Source organism: Clostridium cibarium (assembly GCF_014836335.1).
GTDB lineage: Bacteria > Bacillota > Clostridia > Clostridiales > Clostridiaceae > Clostridium > Clostridium cibarium.
Genome location: NZ_JACSRA010000011.1, coordinates 24,350 through 42,377, shown reverse-complemented (window position 1 = coordinate 42,377; position 18,028 = coordinate 24,350). Strand labels below are relative to the sequence as shown.

At 29.8% G+C, this 18,028-nt stretch carries 17 protein-coding genes; 7 read left to right on the top strand and 10 right to left on the bottom strand.

Annotation, left to right across the window (positions count from 1 at the left end):
* Positions 1 to 37: 37 nt before the first annotated feature.
* The 5 genes from H9661_RS08630 to H9661_RS08610 all read right to left on the bottom strand — a co-directional run bounded on the left by H9661_RS08630 (position 38) and on the right by H9661_RS08610 (position 3,629).
* On the bottom strand, positions 38 to 781 hold the full coding sequence (locus H9661_RS08630) for a LytR/AlgR family response regulator transcription factor (RefSeq protein WP_191768273.1): 744 nt from the start codon (positions 779 to 781) through the stop codon (positions 38 to 40).
* Positions 782 to 800: 19 nt separating this feature from the next.
* On the bottom strand, positions 801 to 1,151 hold the full coding sequence (locus tag H9661_RS08625; RefSeq protein ID WP_191768406.1) for a hypothetical protein: 351 nt from the start codon (positions 1,149 to 1,151) through the stop codon (positions 801 to 803).
* A gap of 21 nt (positions 1,152 to 1,172) precedes the next feature.
* Positions 1,173 to 2,162, bottom strand: coding sequence for a flotillin-like protein FloA (gene floA / locus H9661_RS08620; RefSeq protein ID WP_191768271.1), 990 nt, complete (start codon positions 2,160 to 2,162; stop codon positions 1,173 to 1,175).
* A gap of 19 nt (positions 2,163 to 2,181) precedes the next feature.
* Positions 2,182 to 2,676 carry an NfeD family protein gene (locus H9661_RS08615; protein ID WP_143317864.1) on the bottom strand — a complete coding sequence of 165 codons (495 nt, stop codon included), beginning with the start codon at positions 2,674 to 2,676 and terminating at the stop codon, positions 2,182 to 2,184.
* A gap of 89 nt (positions 2,677 to 2,765) precedes the next feature.
* Positions 2,766 to 3,629, bottom strand: a complete 864-nt coding sequence (locus H9661_RS08610) for a sensor histidine kinase (RefSeq protein ID WP_143317863.1) — start codon at positions 3,627 to 3,629, stop codon at positions 2,766 to 2,768.
* A gap of 170 nt (positions 3,630 to 3,799) precedes the next feature.
* On the opposite strand from H9661_RS08610, the gene H9661_RS08605 reads away from it, so the two are divergent.
* Complete coding sequence (locus H9661_RS08605; RefSeq protein ID WP_143317862.1) at positions 3,800 to 4,738, top strand: hypothetical protein; 939 nt, start codon at positions 3,800 to 3,802, stop codon at positions 4,736 to 4,738.
* Between the two features lie 60 nt (positions 4,739 to 4,798).
* Here the strand turns inward: H9661_RS08605 and H9661_RS08600 are convergent, their stop codons facing one another.
* Positions 4,799 to 5,356, bottom strand: coding sequence for a TetR/AcrR family transcriptional regulator (locus H9661_RS08600; RefSeq protein WP_143317861.1), 558 nt, complete (start codon positions 5,354 to 5,356; stop codon positions 4,799 to 4,801).
* 124 nt (positions 5,357 to 5,480) lie between these two features.
* Between H9661_RS08600 and H9661_RS08595 the strand changes: the two genes are divergently transcribed.
* A complete protein-coding gene (locus tag H9661_RS08595; RefSeq protein WP_143317860.1) occupies positions 5,481 to 6,491 on the top strand; it encodes a zinc-dependent alcohol dehydrogenase in 1,011 nt (336 codons plus the stop codon).
* Here the strand turns inward: H9661_RS08595 and H9661_RS08590 are convergent.
* Positions 6,478 to 7,365 (bottom strand): hypothetical protein, encoded by an 888-nt coding sequence (locus tag H9661_RS08590; RefSeq protein ID WP_191768269.1) that lies wholly within the window; start codon positions 7,363 to 7,365, stop codon positions 6,478 to 6,480. The two genes, H9661_RS08595 and H9661_RS08590, sit on opposite strands and share 14 nt — an antisense overlap.
* Before the next feature lie 142 nt (positions 7,366 to 7,507).
* The gene (locus H9661_RS08585; RefSeq protein WP_191768267.1) at positions 7,508 to 8,704 is read right to left on the bottom strand and encodes a hypothetical protein; all 1,197 of its coding nucleotides are present in this window, start codon (positions 8,702 to 8,704) and stop codon (positions 7,508 to 7,510) included.
* A 529-nt stretch (positions 8,705 to 9,233) separates the two neighbouring features.
* On the opposite strand from H9661_RS08585, the gene H9661_RS08580 reads away from it, so the two are divergent.
* From H9661_RS08580 to H9661_RS08570, 3 genes are all read left to right on the top strand, one after another.
* Positions 9,234 to 11,156, top strand: a complete 1,923-nt coding sequence (locus H9661_RS08580) for an OPT family oligopeptide transporter (RefSeq protein WP_143317857.1) — start codon at positions 9,234 to 9,236, stop codon at positions 11,154 to 11,156.
* On the top strand, positions 11,143 to 11,493 hold the full coding sequence (locus H9661_RS08575; protein ID WP_143317856.1) for a PqqD family peptide modification chaperone: 351 nt from the start codon (positions 11,143 to 11,145) through the stop codon (positions 11,491 to 11,493). The genes H9661_RS08580 and H9661_RS08575 overlap by 14 nt, the downstream gene beginning before the upstream one ends.
* 344 nt (positions 11,494 to 11,837) lie before the next feature.
* Positions 11,838 to 12,833, top strand: a complete 996-nt coding sequence (locus H9661_RS08570; protein ID WP_191768265.1) for a sugar kinase — start codon at positions 11,838 to 11,840, stop codon at positions 12,831 to 12,833.
* Between the two features lie 82 nt (positions 12,834 to 12,915).
* On the opposite strand, the gene H9661_RS08565 is transcribed toward H9661_RS08570, so the two are convergent.
* Entirely contained in the window at positions 12,916 to 13,224 is a 309-nt protein-coding gene (locus H9661_RS08565) for a hypothetical protein (RefSeq protein WP_191768262.1), read from the bottom strand.
* A gap of 140 nt (positions 13,225 to 13,364) precedes the next feature.
* The gene (locus H9661_RS08560; RefSeq protein WP_191768260.1) at positions 13,365 to 14,195 is read right to left on the bottom strand and encodes a MerR family transcriptional regulator; all 831 of its coding nucleotides are present in this window, start codon (positions 14,193 to 14,195) and stop codon (positions 13,365 to 13,367) included.
* 122 nt (positions 14,196 to 14,317) lie between these two features.
* On the opposite strand from H9661_RS08560, the gene H9661_RS08555 reads away from it, so the two are divergent.
* Positions 14,318 to 16,048 carry an ABC transporter ATP-binding protein gene (locus tag H9661_RS08555; protein ID WP_191768258.1) on the top strand — a complete coding sequence of 577 codons (1,731 nt, stop codon included), beginning with the start codon at positions 14,318 to 14,320 and terminating at the stop codon, positions 16,046 to 16,048.
* A complete protein-coding gene (locus H9661_RS08550; RefSeq protein WP_191768402.1) occupies positions 16,048 to 17,871 on the top strand; it encodes an ABC transporter ATP-binding protein in 1,824 nt (607 codons plus the stop codon). The genes H9661_RS08555 and H9661_RS08550 overlap by 1 nt, the downstream gene beginning before the upstream one ends.
* The last annotated feature ends 157 nt before the right edge of the window (positions 17,872 to 18,028 follow it).

The following is an 18,028-nucleotide window of genomic DNA, read 5'->3' as shown; positions in this document are numbered from 1 at the left end:
AACATTTTAGAAAAGCCGCCCATTAGGACGGCTTTAATCATAAACTAAAAAGTTTTTTTATTTCTTCATATTTTTCGTGAGTCAATAGAGCATCTTTTTCTGTATTATTGAGTTTAACCACATAGGTCCATCTTCCATAAGGATAGATTTTTTTGATTAAGGACAAATTTATAATATATGACTTATGGCTTCTAAAGAATAGGGTATTATCAAGCTTTTTTTCTATATCTGATAAGGAAATAGAGGTAGCATAGTTCTCAGTTTTAGTATATATAACAGTAGTACTTTCTTCTCTTTGAACTAGAACTATTTCCTTTGTATCAAGAAAACTTATACCTTCTTTATTTTTTATCATAAGCTTATCTAGGCCTTTTTCAAGTTTTATTATCTTGTCTATGCCATTTTCGTAACTGGGTTTATTTAGCTTTTTTATCCTATCTAAGGTTTGTAGCAGTCTCTCCACTTTAAATGGTTTTACTAAATAGTCGAAGGCATATAATTGAAATGCATCAGACATATATTCTTCATGAGCAGTTGCAAAGATTATTATAATATCTGGATCTATATCTGTTAATATCTTAGCACAATCAATGCCACTACATCCTGATATTTCAATATCAAAGAACACAACTTCAGGATGACATTCTTTAAATATTTCTATAGCTTCTTCACCATTATCTGTTTCTCCAACAACTTGAAAACCACCAGATTTGCCTAGCACTTTTTTTATTACGGTTCTAATTCCTTGTTCATCATCAACTATAAGCACTTTTAAATTCATAAAAAAATTCTCCTAATTCTTAAAATCTTCTTTTCCTTCTGGTTTTACTTCGTGGTTTTCCAACTATTTCTGAAAGTATAATAGCTTGCTGAAGTCTAACTGGCGTTATTTCATTAGCAATAGAATCTATGATTCCTTCATTCTCTGAAATGGGAGCTACCTTCTTCTCAAAAGATATATTGTCATTTATAGGTGAAACTTCAGGAGTAGATATAATGCTACTATCAGTTTTTACATCAATTTTATTTTGGTTTGATACAGGACTTTTTGAAAATCCAATAGAATAATTTCCTAAATTATCTTTTCTTAGGGCAAGTCTATCAAGAGTATTCTGGGCAGACTTAAATATATTATAGCTATTATTCCTCATATTATTCACTCTCCTAGGAGATTATTTTTTATTTTTTTTATCGTCAGTAGTTAGAGGTTGATTTTTGTTACCTGCATTAGAAATTGAGCTTCTCATGCTTGTATCTGCAATAACGTTTTGCATATCATAGTAATCCATTATTCCAAGTTTTCCTTCTTTAAGAGCATATGCCATTGCCTTTGGCACTTCGGCTTCAGCTTCTACAACTGCAGCCTTCATTTCATGCTCCTTAGCTATAGCCATAGCTCTTCTTTCCTCTGCTTTAGCTTGTGCAATATTCTTATCAGCTTCTGCTTGTAAAGTTTGTAGTTGTGCTCCTATATTTCTTCCTACATCAACGTCAGCTATATCTATGGATAGAATTTCAAAGGCTGTACCTGCATCTAGACCTTTGCTTAATACAGTTTTAGAAATAGCATCAGGATTTTCTAATACTATTTTATGACTTAGAGAAGAACCAACTGTAGTTACTATACCTTCACCAACTCTTGCAAGAATAGTTGCTTCACCTGCACCACCAACTAATCTTTCAAGATTAGCTCTAACTGTAACCCTTGCCTTAACTAGAAGTTCTATACCATCCTTTGCAACAGCTGAAACGTTAGGTGTTTCAATAACCTTAGGATTAACACTCATTTTAACTGCTTCTAAAACATCTCTACCAGCTAAGTCAATAGCAGCTGCTTTTTCAAATTGTAAGTCTATATTTGCTCTATGAGCTCCAATTAATGCATTTACTACATTATCTACATTACCACCAGCTAAATAGTGAGCTTCCAATTGATTAACAGTAAGATCCATGCCAGCTTTTGTAGATTTAATAAGTGGAAGTACTATTTTAGCAGGTACAACTCTTCTTAATTTCATTCCTATTAAATTGAATATACTAACTTTAACATTTGCAGCTAGAGATGATATCCAAAGTCCTATAGGGACAAAATTGAAAAATGTGATAATTAAACCTATCACTATAAATGTTGTAATAATAATTTTCCAAGCGAATAAATCCATAAATAATATCTCCTTTAAATTAATTTATTTTTTTTACTAATAATTTCACTCCGCTAACTTTAAATATTTCAACCTTAGTACCGGAAGAAATATATTCTCCATCTGAAATTACATCAAATTTAACACCATCTATATCTACAGAACCTGACGGTCTTAAATCTGTAATTGCAATTCCTTTTTTCCCTAGTAAATAATTTAAATCTGAAGAACTTATATATCCATGTTCTTTTTTTTGCTCCTCTGACAGTATTAAAGGTTTAAATAACTTACCCTTTGAGAAGAAGGTTAGTGTTATGACTAGCATAGTTCCAAGTACAGTTGCTATACCTAAGGCCATCACTAAACCCTGAGCAAAATTTTGAGCTGTTAGTACCACCGCCAGAATTAAGCATATAGCTCCAAGAATTCCTGGAACTCCGAAACCTGGTATATGAATTTCTAAAAGTACCAAGGCAAATCCTATGAGTAAGAGAATAATAGTTAGAACTGATAGGTCTGGTAAAAATGTGCTCATATTTTTTAATCCCTCCTTACTATAGAATTATAATAATCCTAAAAACAAAATTAGTAATACAAAACTTCTAAGTTATACATTTTTATAATTTAAATGTCCTTTTTAGGGTTTTTGGGTATAATCACTTCAAAGGATGTTCTTTTATCATCTGATGAAACTGTTACTTTACCAGAAAAGTCTTCAACTATTTCCTTTACTATAGCAAGTCCCATACCGTCACCTTTGCTTCCTTTTGTAGTAAATCCCTCATGAAAGATTTTACCCATAATTTCTTTAGGGATACTATCTCCATTATTTGATATATTGATTTTAATATTTTGTAAATCTTCAGCAAACTCGACAAGTATATATTTATTCTCTGGCTTTGTACTTAAAGAATAAATAGCGTTATCTATGATATTCCCTATAACTCTGCAAAACTCCCATGGTTCCATAGTTAGATTATCTAAATCACTCTTTATTTCTAACTCCATCTCTATATTCTTTTTTTCAGCCATCTGTGATTTTGCTTGAAGCATAGCATTTACAGCTGGTTTTGAAGTTTTTAAAGCTTTGCTAACTTTTACTATATCTCTGTAAACAGGCTCCATATATTTTCTTGCCTCATCAAATTCTTCTAGTTCCATTAAGGAATAAATAACTTGAATATGATTTAAGTAATCATGTCTTTGAGTCCTTAAGGTTTTATTAAAGGACTCAAGATATTTTATAGTATCTACTAAGTTATTACTTCCTTTTTTAAATAGAAGATTATAAAATATTATTCCTGTAACTATGCTGTTAACAGCTATACATATGGCTATAAGGTAAATAATAAAGTCACTTTCATACATATAATGATTTTTGTATATGTAATATATAAAAACTGTTATGAGGGCTACTTGTAATAAGTTTAAGAATATTGATATTAATACTATTTTAGCTATACTATATTCTTGTTTTTTAATTTTCATCCATTTACCACCTTGTATTAAATATATAAGTATATTTTACTATATTATCCTTGTGTTGGCTTTAAGTATATTTTAATAATTACCATAAGGAGGATATAATTAAAGTATGTGGAATTACTATTTTATGAAAAACTTTAAGTTTAAATTGAATGAAGTGGGGGTATATGGATTTGAATGAAGAGTTGGCTTCTTATAAGATGAGTGCTATGGAAGAGGAAAAATGGAATAGTTTTAAAAAAGAAATAATTGATGATTGTAAAAAAATAAATATACCTGATAAGTTGTTTAATTATGTAGATGATAATCTTGAAAGTAAATATTATCAGCATTCCTGTGGCTATAGTGAAAAGAAAGGTTATTTTAAAATAGATTTTGGAGATAGAGGTAGCTTTGTAGTTGATATCTTAGAAAAAGATTATGAAGAAGCAAGATTTGCCTTCTTAGAGAGGATTTTATGGAGTGTATCTGTTGAGTATGAGTGTATAAATAGAAAGAAGTTTGAAAAGAAATGGAATTACAAAGTAGACTATGATGGGAGAAAACACTTTTTTGAGTATACTATAAGATCTTTAAATGTAATTTTCCCTTATAAGAAATTAGAAGAATATATAAGTAGCTTTTGTGAACATATGAATAGGTGGTTTTATATAAAGCATTGGGATTTCAATAAAGAAAATATGGAATTTGAGGAGATAAGCGATTCAGAGGAACATAGTTTTAAAGGGTTGATAAGAGCTACTCTAAATAATAAAAAACAAATTACTGAGCTTGATTTTGGCAATAAGGGCAAAAATTCAAAGATAATTATAGATGGTTTAGTTGATAAAATACTTGAATTTGATAGATGCTTTGCAATTAAGGTAAAGTTTGAAGAAAATAATGATAAGCATATAAACAAAGATACAAAAATGGATAATATCTTGATTTATAATTATGATGGTGAATTTTTGTGGGATGTGCAAAGTCTAACAAAGTGCCAAGACTCTTTTGCACAAAATATTATGGTTAAAGATAATAATGGATATTTGAGAGTAAATACTTCTATGGGTAAAAACTTCTGTATTGATGTTAATAGTAAAGCCGTGTTAGAAGGCACCATGACAAAATAAGAGCATAAGAATGGATTGAGTAAATTAAGCATATGCTGTTTAGGATACTAACAATAAGTATTAACGAAATCTAGATAAACAGTTCATAATATAGCTAGAAATTTCTGAAGGTGTTTCAATGCAGCCATTGTCAACCCAACGTTTTAACACCATAGTGATTCCAGCTTGAAAAAAGACAAAGTAATACATCATTTCATCCTCTGATGTAATTCCATGTTTAAGACTAATTGGTTTAATGACTATATTCCAAAGAGCTTCAAACCCTTGACTGATTGGGAAACTTTTACGCTTTTGCAGACAAGCTTTATAAAAAATTTGATTTTTACTGATAAAATCTAAGAATGGAATAAAAAATTCATCTGATATAAAAAATATTTCATCTATTTCTCTACCTTTGTATTGAGCTACAATTTTGTTGTTCATGGCGATTTCAAGCCTATCTAGCAAGTCATATACATCTTGATAATGTGCATAAAAGGTGGAACGGTTAATTTTAGCTTTTTCACAAATGGCACGCACAGTAATCTGATTAACATCATAAGTGTTTAATAAAGATATAAAACTTTCCTGTATTTTCTTTTCATTTTCTTGAAACCTTTTATTAGCCATTGTATTCATAAGTATCCCTCTTTATTATTATTCCAACACTTATTAAAAAAATGATGGTTGTATCTCTAAATTTCACATATTATACTATATTTAAATTAAACAGACAAGTGTTGAGTTAAAGGAGAAATTAATAATGAGAGCAGCTATATACAACGGTCAAAAAAGTATTGGTTTAATAGATATGGATACACCAAAAGCTGGTGATAATGATATTGTTATAAAAAACATATACTCTAGCATTTGTGGTACAGATGTAGCAGTTTATTTTCATGGCCCTGGCACAGGTCATAAAATTACTGTTGGAGGGGAGTTCGGGCATGAGATGGTATCAGAAGTCGTAGATGTAGGGAAAAATGTAAAAGATATTAAGGTTTTAGATAGAGTATATCCATATCCACGTTTAGCAAAAGGAGATACCAAAAGAGCAGGGACAATAGGTGGTTTTTCAGAATATATATTGATTCCTAACGCGGAACTTAATAAGCAGGTTTATATGGTTAGTAGTAGAATTTCTTCAAGAGAAGCATCCTTAATTGAACCTTTTACAGTAGGCTGCCGTGCAGCACGTAGAGCACTTCCTAAGAAAGGTGAAAATGCCATTGTATTTGGAGCAGGAACAATAGGGATTGCAGTTGCTATTGCGTTAAAATATTTTGGCTGTGACAAGGTAATGATATGCGATTTTTCTGATTTTAGATTAAAAAAGGCTAAAGAATTAGGTTTTGAAGTTTGTAATAATAGCAAGGAAAATCTTAAAGTTAAAGCTATAGAATGTTTTGGAGAAGCACTATCTTTAAGTGGGGAAACAGCTAATGTAGATATTTACGTTGATGCAGCTGGGGCAGCTTCTATTTTAGATTTATTTCAGGAAATGGGGAAAATCGAATGTAGAATGGTGCTTGTTGGAGTTTTGGCAGGTAAGAGGCCAGTAGATATTCTATCCATGACATTTGCGCAACATGCACTTATTGGAAGTGGTGGATATATGCCAGAAGACGTAAAAGATGTTATGGCCATTATGGAGAGTAAAAGATGGGATATTGAGTCTATTATAACCCATGAATTTCCATGGGAAGAGCTTAAGCTGGCAATAGAAACCGCTGGTGATGTAGAAAACTCACTAAATGTAATTATAAAATATTAGAAAATTGGATTTGAATTTTATTCATAATATCAATAAGAGCATTCCAGGAAATTAAAATATCATTAAGTTTATTTATTACAATTGCCCAATCTTGGGTCGTGGTAGAATATATTGACCTTAATGTTTCTATAGTGCTTTTAAAGTAATCAAAAGCAAATGACCACAGATTAATTATTATTTTAAAATTGTCTTTTATGGGATTGATTTCACTATTGAAACTTTCAAGAGTTATTTTTATTGATTCTAGTGTTTTAAGATCTTCAATACGTTTACTATTTTCAGTAGAAGACAATTCTTTTTCAATAGCTGTATTTGTTTGAGAAAAATGTTTGTCTAAATTCTTAATTTTACCTTTTTCTATTTTTATTGCATAGTTAATAGAATCATCATCATACATTATTTCAGATATGCTGCAATCAAATTCCCGAGTATTTGCATTCAATTTTTCAAAAAGCTTTAAAGAAAGGCGGGCATATATACAAAAAGAATTGTATAATAATTCACGATTCCTCATAAGCAGTTTTATATAGTAACCATCAGTTGGATCGTTAGTAATAAGAGTATTACATATTGATATAGAAGAGCGAAGTAGTGGGGGGATGGTAGTGTTATCGTTAATTAAGATTTTCTCTATTTCTATAGTCCTTTTTAAAACACTCATTAACCAATCAATAAATTCATTGCTCATATCAGCCCAATATATCTTTATGTTTTCGTACTGGCATATTCCTCCTGTCCATATATCAAAGTAGTTTAATTTTGGCCATGTAAAGTTCTTTATTTGGGTTGAGTAATTAATAAGAATATAAAGTTCATTTTTATATTCATCAATTGAGTCTTCTGGAAATCTTTCAAGTGATGTTTCATTATTCACTATTTTCACCTCCATTATAATAGTCTAGATTATTATAAATATGTTTAGTAAATAAGATACCTAATTCAAGCAGAAGATTTTGCTTGAATTAGGCGTTAAAACCTTTTGAAAAATGAAAATTTATTACTTTAATTAATAATTCTTATGAAATTAAGTAGGTTATTATATCTACTTTATTTGCTGAAGAATCATTAATAGCCTTCATTACTTCATCTTGGCTCATTCCAAGTGATAAATTAGTTTTGTATACATCAAATTGTACTTGGATTTTTCCAACAGTATCAATAAGAGTATTCCAATGAGTTAAGATATCATTAAGTTCATTTTTTACATTTGTCCAATCTTCAGATGTGGCATCTTCTATTGTGTTTAATGTTTCTAGAGTGCTTTTAAAGTAATCACAAGCAGATGACCATGGTTTAGTTATAACACTAAGAGTGTTTTTAAGAGAATCTACTTGACCTGCAAATCCTTTAAGCTTATCACTCATTTGTGTTAGTAATGTTATATCTCCTTCTATGGAATTAATCTGAGTGTTAAGTGCGTCAATTAATTTTTTGTCTTGAGAGATAGTCATTGAATTTAAAGCAATACATACTGCACCGCCGGCTGTAATCACTAGGCCTGGAATTAATAATCCTAATGATACACCTCCGGTTGCTGGAGCTAAGATAATTCCTACAATGCAAATACCCAAACCAGCTACAGCAACTAAAGAACCTCCAGCAATAGCTACAGCTGCTGACTTAATGTCTGAATTTAGTTTAGAGATTTGATTATTTAATTCTGTAATTCTTTTATTGTCGTTTCCAATTGCATCTAGAGCTTGATCTGATAGGACAATCATTTTACCTGCATCCTTGTCAAAAACGGTGGCTTCATCGTTTAAACTTTTAATAAGGCCTTCAGTCATATCTGAATACATATCGAAAGAATCTATAAGCAAATTAATCTTACGTTTAAGACTTCTTATATAGAGTTGATCATTTGGATCTGAAATAAGATCATCACATGAGGAAATACATGCGTTAAGAGCTGGTAAAATAATAGTATTATTGTCACCTGTTAATGCTTCAGGTATCTTTATAATATTTTTTAAGGTACTAATTGACCATCCTTCGAGAGTACCACCTATATCAGCCCAAGTTGTCTGGGCGGCTTGATAAGCTGCTGCTCCTCCTGGCCATGCATTAATGTCATGTGGCAGTGGGAATATATACCCTTTAATTTGAGTGGCGTAATTAACTAGAGTAGTAAATTCTTGTTTGTAATTTTCAATAGAATCCTGTGCTAATTTAACGTCATTTGTAAAAGCTTTTAAATGTACTAATCTTCCCATAATCTTACCTCCTTATATTAAGTTAACATAAGTATACAGGAAAAAAATGGAAAACACAATGATTATCTTGAAAATTCAGAAAATAATTAATTTAGGTAAGTCAGAGAATATTTGAAAGCACTGAGAATGGTGCTTTTTACAAGCAATCATTTTTTAGTGTTAGAAAGAAAAGAATATAAGGGGATGAAAAAAGGAGTATCATTTGAAGAAATAATTTCTTTGACATCTATGAAATATAAGAGTTTGGAAAAGGTGGCTAAGTAGTTTGGTAGATAAAAAAGTGATTTCTAGAAAGAATAATAGATATAAGATGAATTTTTGAAAATATTGAAGAGTACATTATGTGATAATTTAGATAAATTGTCTATAAAATGTGTGTATATTCATTAAATTATCTATAAGATGTATGTATATTCATTAAATTATAATATTTTGTCTTAAGCACTATAAATTTAGAAAGAAAAAAGACAGTATTATACAAAAATTGTGATATAATTATAACGATTAAATATTAAAGGAGGAAAAACTTATGGATCATAAGTTATCTAAAGATGCATATGGCGGTGTGACTGGTAAAAATTACGTTCCCTACGTTTCAAGTGGTTCTAAATCTGGGGGGAACGCTGTAGTATTAATAATCGGAATTATTTTAGCTGTATTATTTGCAGCATCAACTGCCTATTCAGGTATGAAATCAGGACTTACAGTTGCTGCAGGTATACCAGGATCTATTATTGGATCTGGATTTATAGCTGCATTTGCTAAGAAAAAAGGCATTCTTGGGAAAAATTTAGTTCAAGGTATGGCAAGTGGAGGAGAATCTGTTGCTAGTGGTGTGATATTCGTATTACCGGCAATTCTATTAATAGGTTCTAAAGTCACTTTCTTAGAAGGTTTTCTTGTTGGTACAGGTGGAGTTTTATTTGGTATTGGAATAGCTTCTCTTGTTTACAATTACTTAATCGTTGAAGAACATGGTAAGCTTATGTACCCAGAGTCTTTAGCTATATCTGAAACACTTGTTGCTTCAGAAGGTGCAGGAGAATCAATGAAGTACATGGGAATAGGTTTTGGAATTGGTGGTGTTATAACTGCTATAACTGGCTCGTTTTTGAATTTAGTTAACAATGTTATAAGCTATGTAAATGAAAGTTTCTATAAATGGAAATTTGAAGTTGAAGTTAATCCACTATTATTAGGAATTGGTTTCATAGTTGGTCTAGATGTTTCATTAACTATGTTTGCTGGTTCTATATTATCTAACTTTGCAATTATACCTTTAATAGGGTATTTTTCAGAGTTTGGAAAAGAAGGCTCAGCAGTATGGAATAACCCTGATGTTGCTATAAATGCTATGCAGGTTAAAGATATTGCTGGTAGCTACGTAAAATACATAGGAGCTGGAATGATGCTTTCAGGTGGGGTAATAGGTGCTATAAAGCTTATACCTACTATAATATCTTCAATAAAAGAAACTCTTAGTGCTAAGACTTCAAATAGTGGTAAGGGTTCATCTGTTGAAAACATAATATTACTTGGTGGTATAGTAATAGGATTTATAGGTGGTTTCATATCATCTAATGGTAATATATTAATGGCAATAGTTGTTTCTATTTTATCATTTTTCTTATCATTATTATTTGTTATAGTTTCTGGACGTCTAACTGGTACTATAGGAACTTCAAACCTTCCTGTATCAGGTATGACTATAGCTTCTATAGTTGTTGTAACGCTATTATTCGTTGTAATGGGATGGCAAAATCCTGAAAGCAACAAATCATTACTTTTATTTGGTACGTTTATAGTTACTGCCATAGCTATAGCTGGTGGTTACTCACAATCACAAAAGGTTACCTTCATAATTGGTGGTGACAAAAAGGAAATGGAAAAATATTATGCTATAGCTGGTGTTGTTGGTGTTGTAGTAGTTGTTGGAACTATATTACTACTTTCAAACCAACTTGTAATTACTGGTGATAATGTTCCATTTGCACTTCCACAAGCTAATTTAATGTCAACATTAACTGCTGGTATAATGTCAGGTAAATTACCTTGGGTTATGGTTATTGCTGGATGTATTATAGGAGTTGTTTTATTCTTATTAGGTCTTCCTATAATGACAGTTGCTATAGGATTCTATTTACCAATAGCTACATCTTCTATAATATTAGTAGGTGCGTTAGTTAGAGTGGTTATAGAAAAAACTTGTAAATCTGAAAAAGAAAAAGAAGCTAAAGTTTCTAATGGTATAAGTTTATCTTCTGGACTTGTTGCTGGTGGTTCTATAATAGGACTTGTAGGTATAATATTCCAAGTAACAGGTGTTATTAAAGGAGCTGGACCAAGTGGATTTGCAGCAACTAATGGAATGGCAGCTGTAATATTGGTAGTTCTAATAATAGCTACTATAATACCAATATTAAGAAGTAAGGCAAAAAATGCTGGAAAATAATGAAGATGTTTTAAACATAATATATAAAATATCTAATAGTTTAGAGTATGAAGTAGATAAAGAGAATATGGTAACTATACTTATAAAACAAGATTATAAGATCCAGAGGTTCTTTAGAAAACTTAAATTTAAAATTCCAGAGTATAAGAAAATTGATTTAGATGAATATGGAAGCTTTGTGTTTTTGCAGATTGATGGCAATAAAACTGTAAGAGATATTGGCGAAAGTCTAGAAGGAAAGTTCGGTGATAAAGTTCACCCACTTTATGAAAGATTATTATTATTCTTAAATCATATAGACGTTAATTGTCACTACATAGAAAAAGTGAATATTTGATTGAAGAGGCAGTAAATTATAGCTGTCATACATAAAAGTATGCAAAAAGCATTTTCTAAGATTTTAGAAAATGCTTTTTGTTATTTTATTAGTTAAAAATGATTAGAAGTTGTATTGGGTATAGATTTGGTTTACAAAAATAAGGAATATGTCCTAAAAAGTATGAAGAAGTAGAATATTGATACTATTTGATAGAAATAGACTTTACCATACTTTGAATTTTATGGGCATTTGGCATATAATTCAATTATAACATGGGCCATTTTGACAACATGTTACATAGAGTGAAAACATTAGTTAAAGATAAGGTAACATTAACTAAATTATTACAAGAGGTGAAAAACATGGGGAAAATAGTTACACTAGGAGAAATAATGCTTAGGCTTTCGCCATTAGGCTATGATAGGTTTTCTCAATCTAAAGAGTTCAATGCATTTTATGGTGGAAGTGAGGCAAATGTATCAGTTTCACTTGCTAACTTTGGAAAGGAAACAAGTTATGTAACAAAGCTTCCAGAGAATGATATAGCACAATGTGCAATAAACGAATTAAGAAAATATGGAGTTGATACAAAGGACGTAGTAAGAGGCGGAGAAAGAATAGGTATTTATTTCTCTGAATATGGAGAATCTCAAAGACCAACTAAGTTTGTTTTTGACAGAAAAGGTTCTTCGATGGCAGAAGCTAAAAGAGAAGATTTTAATTGGGATAAAATATTTGAAGGAGCAGAATGGTTCCATTTTTCAGGAATAACTCCAGCACTTTCAGATGAATGTGCAAAAATTACATTTGATGCTGTAAAAGCAGCTAAGAAAAAAGGATTAACAATAAGTATAGATTTAAATTACAGAGAGACTTTATGGAATAAAGATAGATTTAGTAAAGTTATTAGAGAACTTTTAGAGTATTGTGATATAGCTTTAGGAAGTGTTGAAGAAGCACAAATGGCAATGGGTGTACCTGAAGATGAAGGAGCAGATTGCAATGAAATACTTAAAGAATTTGTGGAAAAGTTCAAGCTTAAATATGCTACAATAATATTAAGAAACAGATTTACAGCAGAGGATGTAGATTGGACAGCCGTTCTTTATGATGGAAAGACTTTCTATAACTCTAAGAAGTATGATATACATGTTATAGATAATATAGGTGGAGGAGATGCCTTTGCAGCATCACTTATATATGCAATAACATCAGGGTATTCAACTCAAGATATTATAGAATTTGCAACAGCTGGTTCATGTTTAAAATACAGCATGATTGGAGACGCTAATCTTTCAACAGTAGCTGAAGTTGAAAATCTTATGTACGGTGATAGTACAGGAAAAGAAAAAAGATAATATATAAATAAGCATAAAAAAGTGAATTCAAATTAATGAATTCACTTTTTACATAGTATTAATTATAAAAAGCATTATCTAATTATCTTGAAATCCATTCTATAACTGCTTGATGTGTGGAAGCACATGAATCTGCATCTGTTTTAGTTACAAATAATATATCTCCTTTATTTGCTACAGCTTTAAGTTCTTCTAATATTTCCTGAGCTGATAAAGTACTTTTAACAAGGTATCCTTCAGGCATAAAGTTAGCCCAAGCTCCTACAGATTTTATCTTTGCAATTATATTATTTTCACTAGATTCAATATGTTCATGATCATGCTTGTGATCATGATCGTGACCACATCCACAAGTGTCACTGACAAAATATGTAATCATATATACTGACATAAAATTATCTCCTTTCAAAACAAAACTACAATTATAGCTTGTTTACATATATTTAAATTATACATTAATATTTGAAGATGTAAATGATAGTTTTTATCAGATTCCTAAAATATAGCACTAAAAAATTATTATTTGCTCAACTATTTTTTTACCTGCACAGAAATTTTTGATAAATATTTATTTGGACTTTTAGTAATAATCTCATCTGATATATTTTCTACATAAACGTCTCCGCATACAGAAAGATTGTTTTTAATTATATAATCATCTATCCTTTGAAAAATCTTGAAGTCATCAGCTAAGTAGCTATTATCATATGCTATAACATAAAGTCCACAAGGTTTTATGGTTTTTTCTATATAATCCATGTCAGAAGGTAATTTGTAAAAATAATTGTAGGAAAAAGGAGTGTCAGAAAAGGCAGCATTATATTTAGAATATACACCTACGGGATATCCATATAGAATTTTTTTACTATAACAATAATCAAGAAAGTTAGCAAAGTCTTCCTCAAGATCATCATCAGAATTAGAAAAAATATGATCAGGGCCTAAAAATAAAACTTCTTCTGTGCAGTTTTCTAAAAATATATCATTACAATTAATATTAGATATCATATTAACGTTTTTAGTTCTCTGTTCTATAATATAATTCATTTGATTTAACCTATTAAGCTCTTCAAGTATTTTCTTTTTTTGATTACTAATTAATTCAAGAAGATTATTTTCAGATATATTATCTAAATAAGTTTTTATGTCTTTTAAAGGAACATCCAAATCTTTCAAGGATAGAATTATACTTACCTCATCTAATTGATTATATGAATAATATCTATAACCATTTTCCTTAACCAATGCAGGCTTTAAGATACCTATGTCATTGTAATATATTAAATTTTTTCTACTTATTCCAGACAATTTAGAAAAAGCACCTATAGATATATACTTTTTCAAATTTATAAAATTACTCATAATCATCAACCTCTATAAATTTTTCTTCTTTCAGATATTTTATTTATAAAATCATTGACTGTCAAGTTACTGGATAGTTTATGATGAGTTCTAGAAATAAAATATGGCTAAAGGAGAATATTATGCTAAAGTTGTTCAAACATTTTAAAGTAAATAAAGTACTCTTAATTTCACTAATAGTAATTATAGTAATGAAAACCATAGGTATATTATATATTCCTACACTAGTTGCAGATATAGTAAATAATGGAGTAATAAAAGGAGATATATCATATGTATTAAAAACTGGTGGAATGATGATAGTTGTTGCTTTTGTTACAGGTATCTCTGCAATACTTTCAACGTATTTTTCAGCAGAGGTATCAACATCAATTGCTAGAGATATTAGAAGTAAAATTTTTTCACATTCACAAAAATTATCAGTGGAGGATTTTAAACACTTTTCAACTTCATCATTAATCACAAGATGTACAAGCGATGTTAATCAAATTGAAAATACAATAAATATGGCTATAGAAATGATAATTCCTGTTCCATTTATAGTTATAATAGGAATGTTTTTAGCCTTTCATAAAGATCCTTATATGGCGCTTATAATTTTTCTTTCAGGAATAGCTGTTTTAATATTTAGTGTACTTATAAGTAAAAAAGTTATAAATCTATCATTAAACTTGCAGATTCAGTTAGATAAAATCAATTCAAAAGTTAGGCAGTTTATTTCAGGTATAAGAGTTATACGTGCCTTTAATCGTGAAAACTATGAAAAGAAGATAATGAATGAGGCTTTTAGGAACTATGCCAATACTAATATAAAAATGAATAAGATATTTGCTGTAGCCATGCCAATAATAATGATTATAATGAATATTTCTGCAGTTAGCATTTTGTGGTTTGGAGCTATAAGAATAGAAAGCAGAGATATGCTAGTTGGAGATATTATGGCTATTATTGAGTATTCAATAATAATACTATTTTTTTTAGTAATGGCAATGATGGTACTAATTAATATCCCACGTGCTAGTGCTTGCTCAAAACGTATTTTAGAAGTTTTGGAATATACACCTGAAATAGTAGATGAAGAGGCAAATATAATTAAGCCTGATAATATAGAAACTTTAGAGTTTAAAGATGTTACATTTTCCTATGAAGATGCTAAAGAACATGTTCTTAACCACATTAATTTTACATGTGAAAAAGGTAAAACTACTGCAATTATAGGGGCTACCGGTTCAGGGAAAAGCACTATAGCTAAATTAGTATCAAGACTGCATGACTTAGAAGTTGGAGAAATTTTAATTAATAGTGATATTAATATAAATGAATTCTCACAAAATACCTTAAGAGATATGGTAAGTTTTGTACCTCAAAAGGCTTTTTTATTTAGTGGAACTATAGCAGATAATTTAAGACATGGCAGGAAGGATGCAACTTTGGGGGAAATAATAGATGCAGCAAAAATAGCACAGGCAGATGATTTTATTTTTAATCAAAAGTTAGGCTATGATTCTTTTGTAGCACAAGGTGGAAGTAATTTTTCAGGTGGGCAAAAACAAAGATTATGTATTGCAAGAGCCTTAGTTAAGAAAAGTTACATATATATTTTTGATGATAGTTTTTCAGCTTTAGATTATAAAACAGATGCTAGAGTAAGGGCAGATATGAAAGATGAGTTAAAGGATTCCATTGTTATAACCATCGCTCAAAGAATTAGTACAATTATGGATGCAGATCAAATCATAGTCTTAGATGAAGGAAGTATAGTAGGAAAAGGCACACATAAGGAACTTCTTAGAACTTGTCCTATTTATATGAAGATAGCGGAAACGCAATTAAGTAAGGAGGAGTTAATATGATGCAGGAAGAAAATTCAAAAGATATTGCTTTCTTAAATGATGATATGTCAGCAGAAAAAGCTAAAGATACTAAAAATACAGTAAAGAGATTATTTAAATTGCTCCTCAATCAAAAATGGAAGTTAATTACGGTAATATTTTTTGCTATCGTAAGTTTAATATTTACAATGACTGCACCATTAATTTTTAGTAAGGCTATAAATACTGTTGTTGAAGGAATAAAAAATGTATTTGTTACTGGTTCATTTAACATAGACTTTAATATTATAAAAAGACTTTCTGTGCTACTGATTACTATATATGTAATATCATCATTATCAAATTACGTGCAGCAATACATAATGGCAACTGTATCTCAAAACTTAGTATTATCAATAAGGAGAAAAATAAGCAAAAAACTAACTAAGCTTCCTTTAAGATATTATGATACTCATAAGAAAGGTGAAGTTTTAAGCAGGGTATCTAATGATTTAGAGAAGTTAGCTGAAACTTTGCAAACAGGATTAATGCAATTTATTACAGCTGTAATTACAATCATAGGATCTGTTATACTTATGTTTTCAATAAGTTATGTATTAGCACTTATTGCTATTGTATCTATTATTATGGGAATTGTGGTTACTTTAATAGTTGGGAAAAAGAGCTTTAATTATTTCACAAATAGGCAAGAGTCATTAGGTGTATTTAATGGTCAGATAGAAGAATATTTTACTGGGCAAATGGTTGTAAAGACATTTAACCTAGAAGATGATCTTATTAATACTGTTGAGAAATCTAATAATAAATTATATTTAGATGAAAAAAAAGCTCAATTTATTACATATGCTATAAATCCATTAATTCGTTTAATGAATCAAATGGGATATGTATTAATAGCAGCCCTTGGAGCAGTATTTGTTATTCAAGGAAAATTATCAATAGGAATAATACAAGCTTTCTTTCAATATTTAGACCAAGCATCAGAACCTTTAACTGAGGCAGCTTATACTTTAAACTCAATGCAGGCAGCTATTGCTTCAGCTGAACGTGTATTTGAAATTTTAGATGAGGAAGAGGAAAAAGAAGATTGTCTAGAAAATAAAATAATATCAAATCCAAAAGGAAATATAGAGTTTGAAGATGTAAGGTTTGGATATGATAAAAATCTTTTAATTACAGGAATGAATTTAAATGTAAAAGCTGGTGAAAAAGTTGCTATAGTTGGTCCTACAGGAGCTGGAAAGACTACTTTGATAAATCTTCTTATGAGATTTTATGAGATAAGTCACGGGGAAATAAAGATAGATGGCGTTGATATAACTAAATTAGAAAGATCTCATTTACGTTCTTTATTTGGAATGGTATTACAAGATTCCTGGTTATTTGATGGAACTATTAAAGAAAATATTTCATATAGCAAAGATAGAGCAGAGTATTCAGAAGTGGAGAATGCAGCAAAGCTTGCCAAGATTGATCACTTTATAAAGACACTTCCAAGTGGCTATGGTACTGTTTTAAATGATGAGGATTCTTCCGTATCTCAAGGACAAAAGCAACTTTTATGTATAGCTCGTGCTATTTTAGCTAATCCATCAATTTTAATACTTGATGAAGCAACTTCAAGTGTAGATACAAGGACGGAATTGGAAATACAGAATGCCATGGATAATTTAATGAAAGGTAGAACTAGTTTTATAATAGCTCATAGATTATCTACCATAAAAAATGCTGATAAGATTCTTGTTATGGATAAGGGAAATATTGTGGAGCAGGGAAGTCATGATGAGTTACTTAATAAAAATGGCTTATATAGTGATATATATAATAGTCAGTTTGTTAGATAAATAGCCTTTTGAATATTTTTACAACATAACTTAAAAAGTATCATTATTTTCTGCTAGAGAATATAACATTTTGACATGTATTAGTAACAAAACATCATAGTTAATGATAATTATAAAAAGTATAATTATAACAGGATTCAAAAAAGTTATATTATAG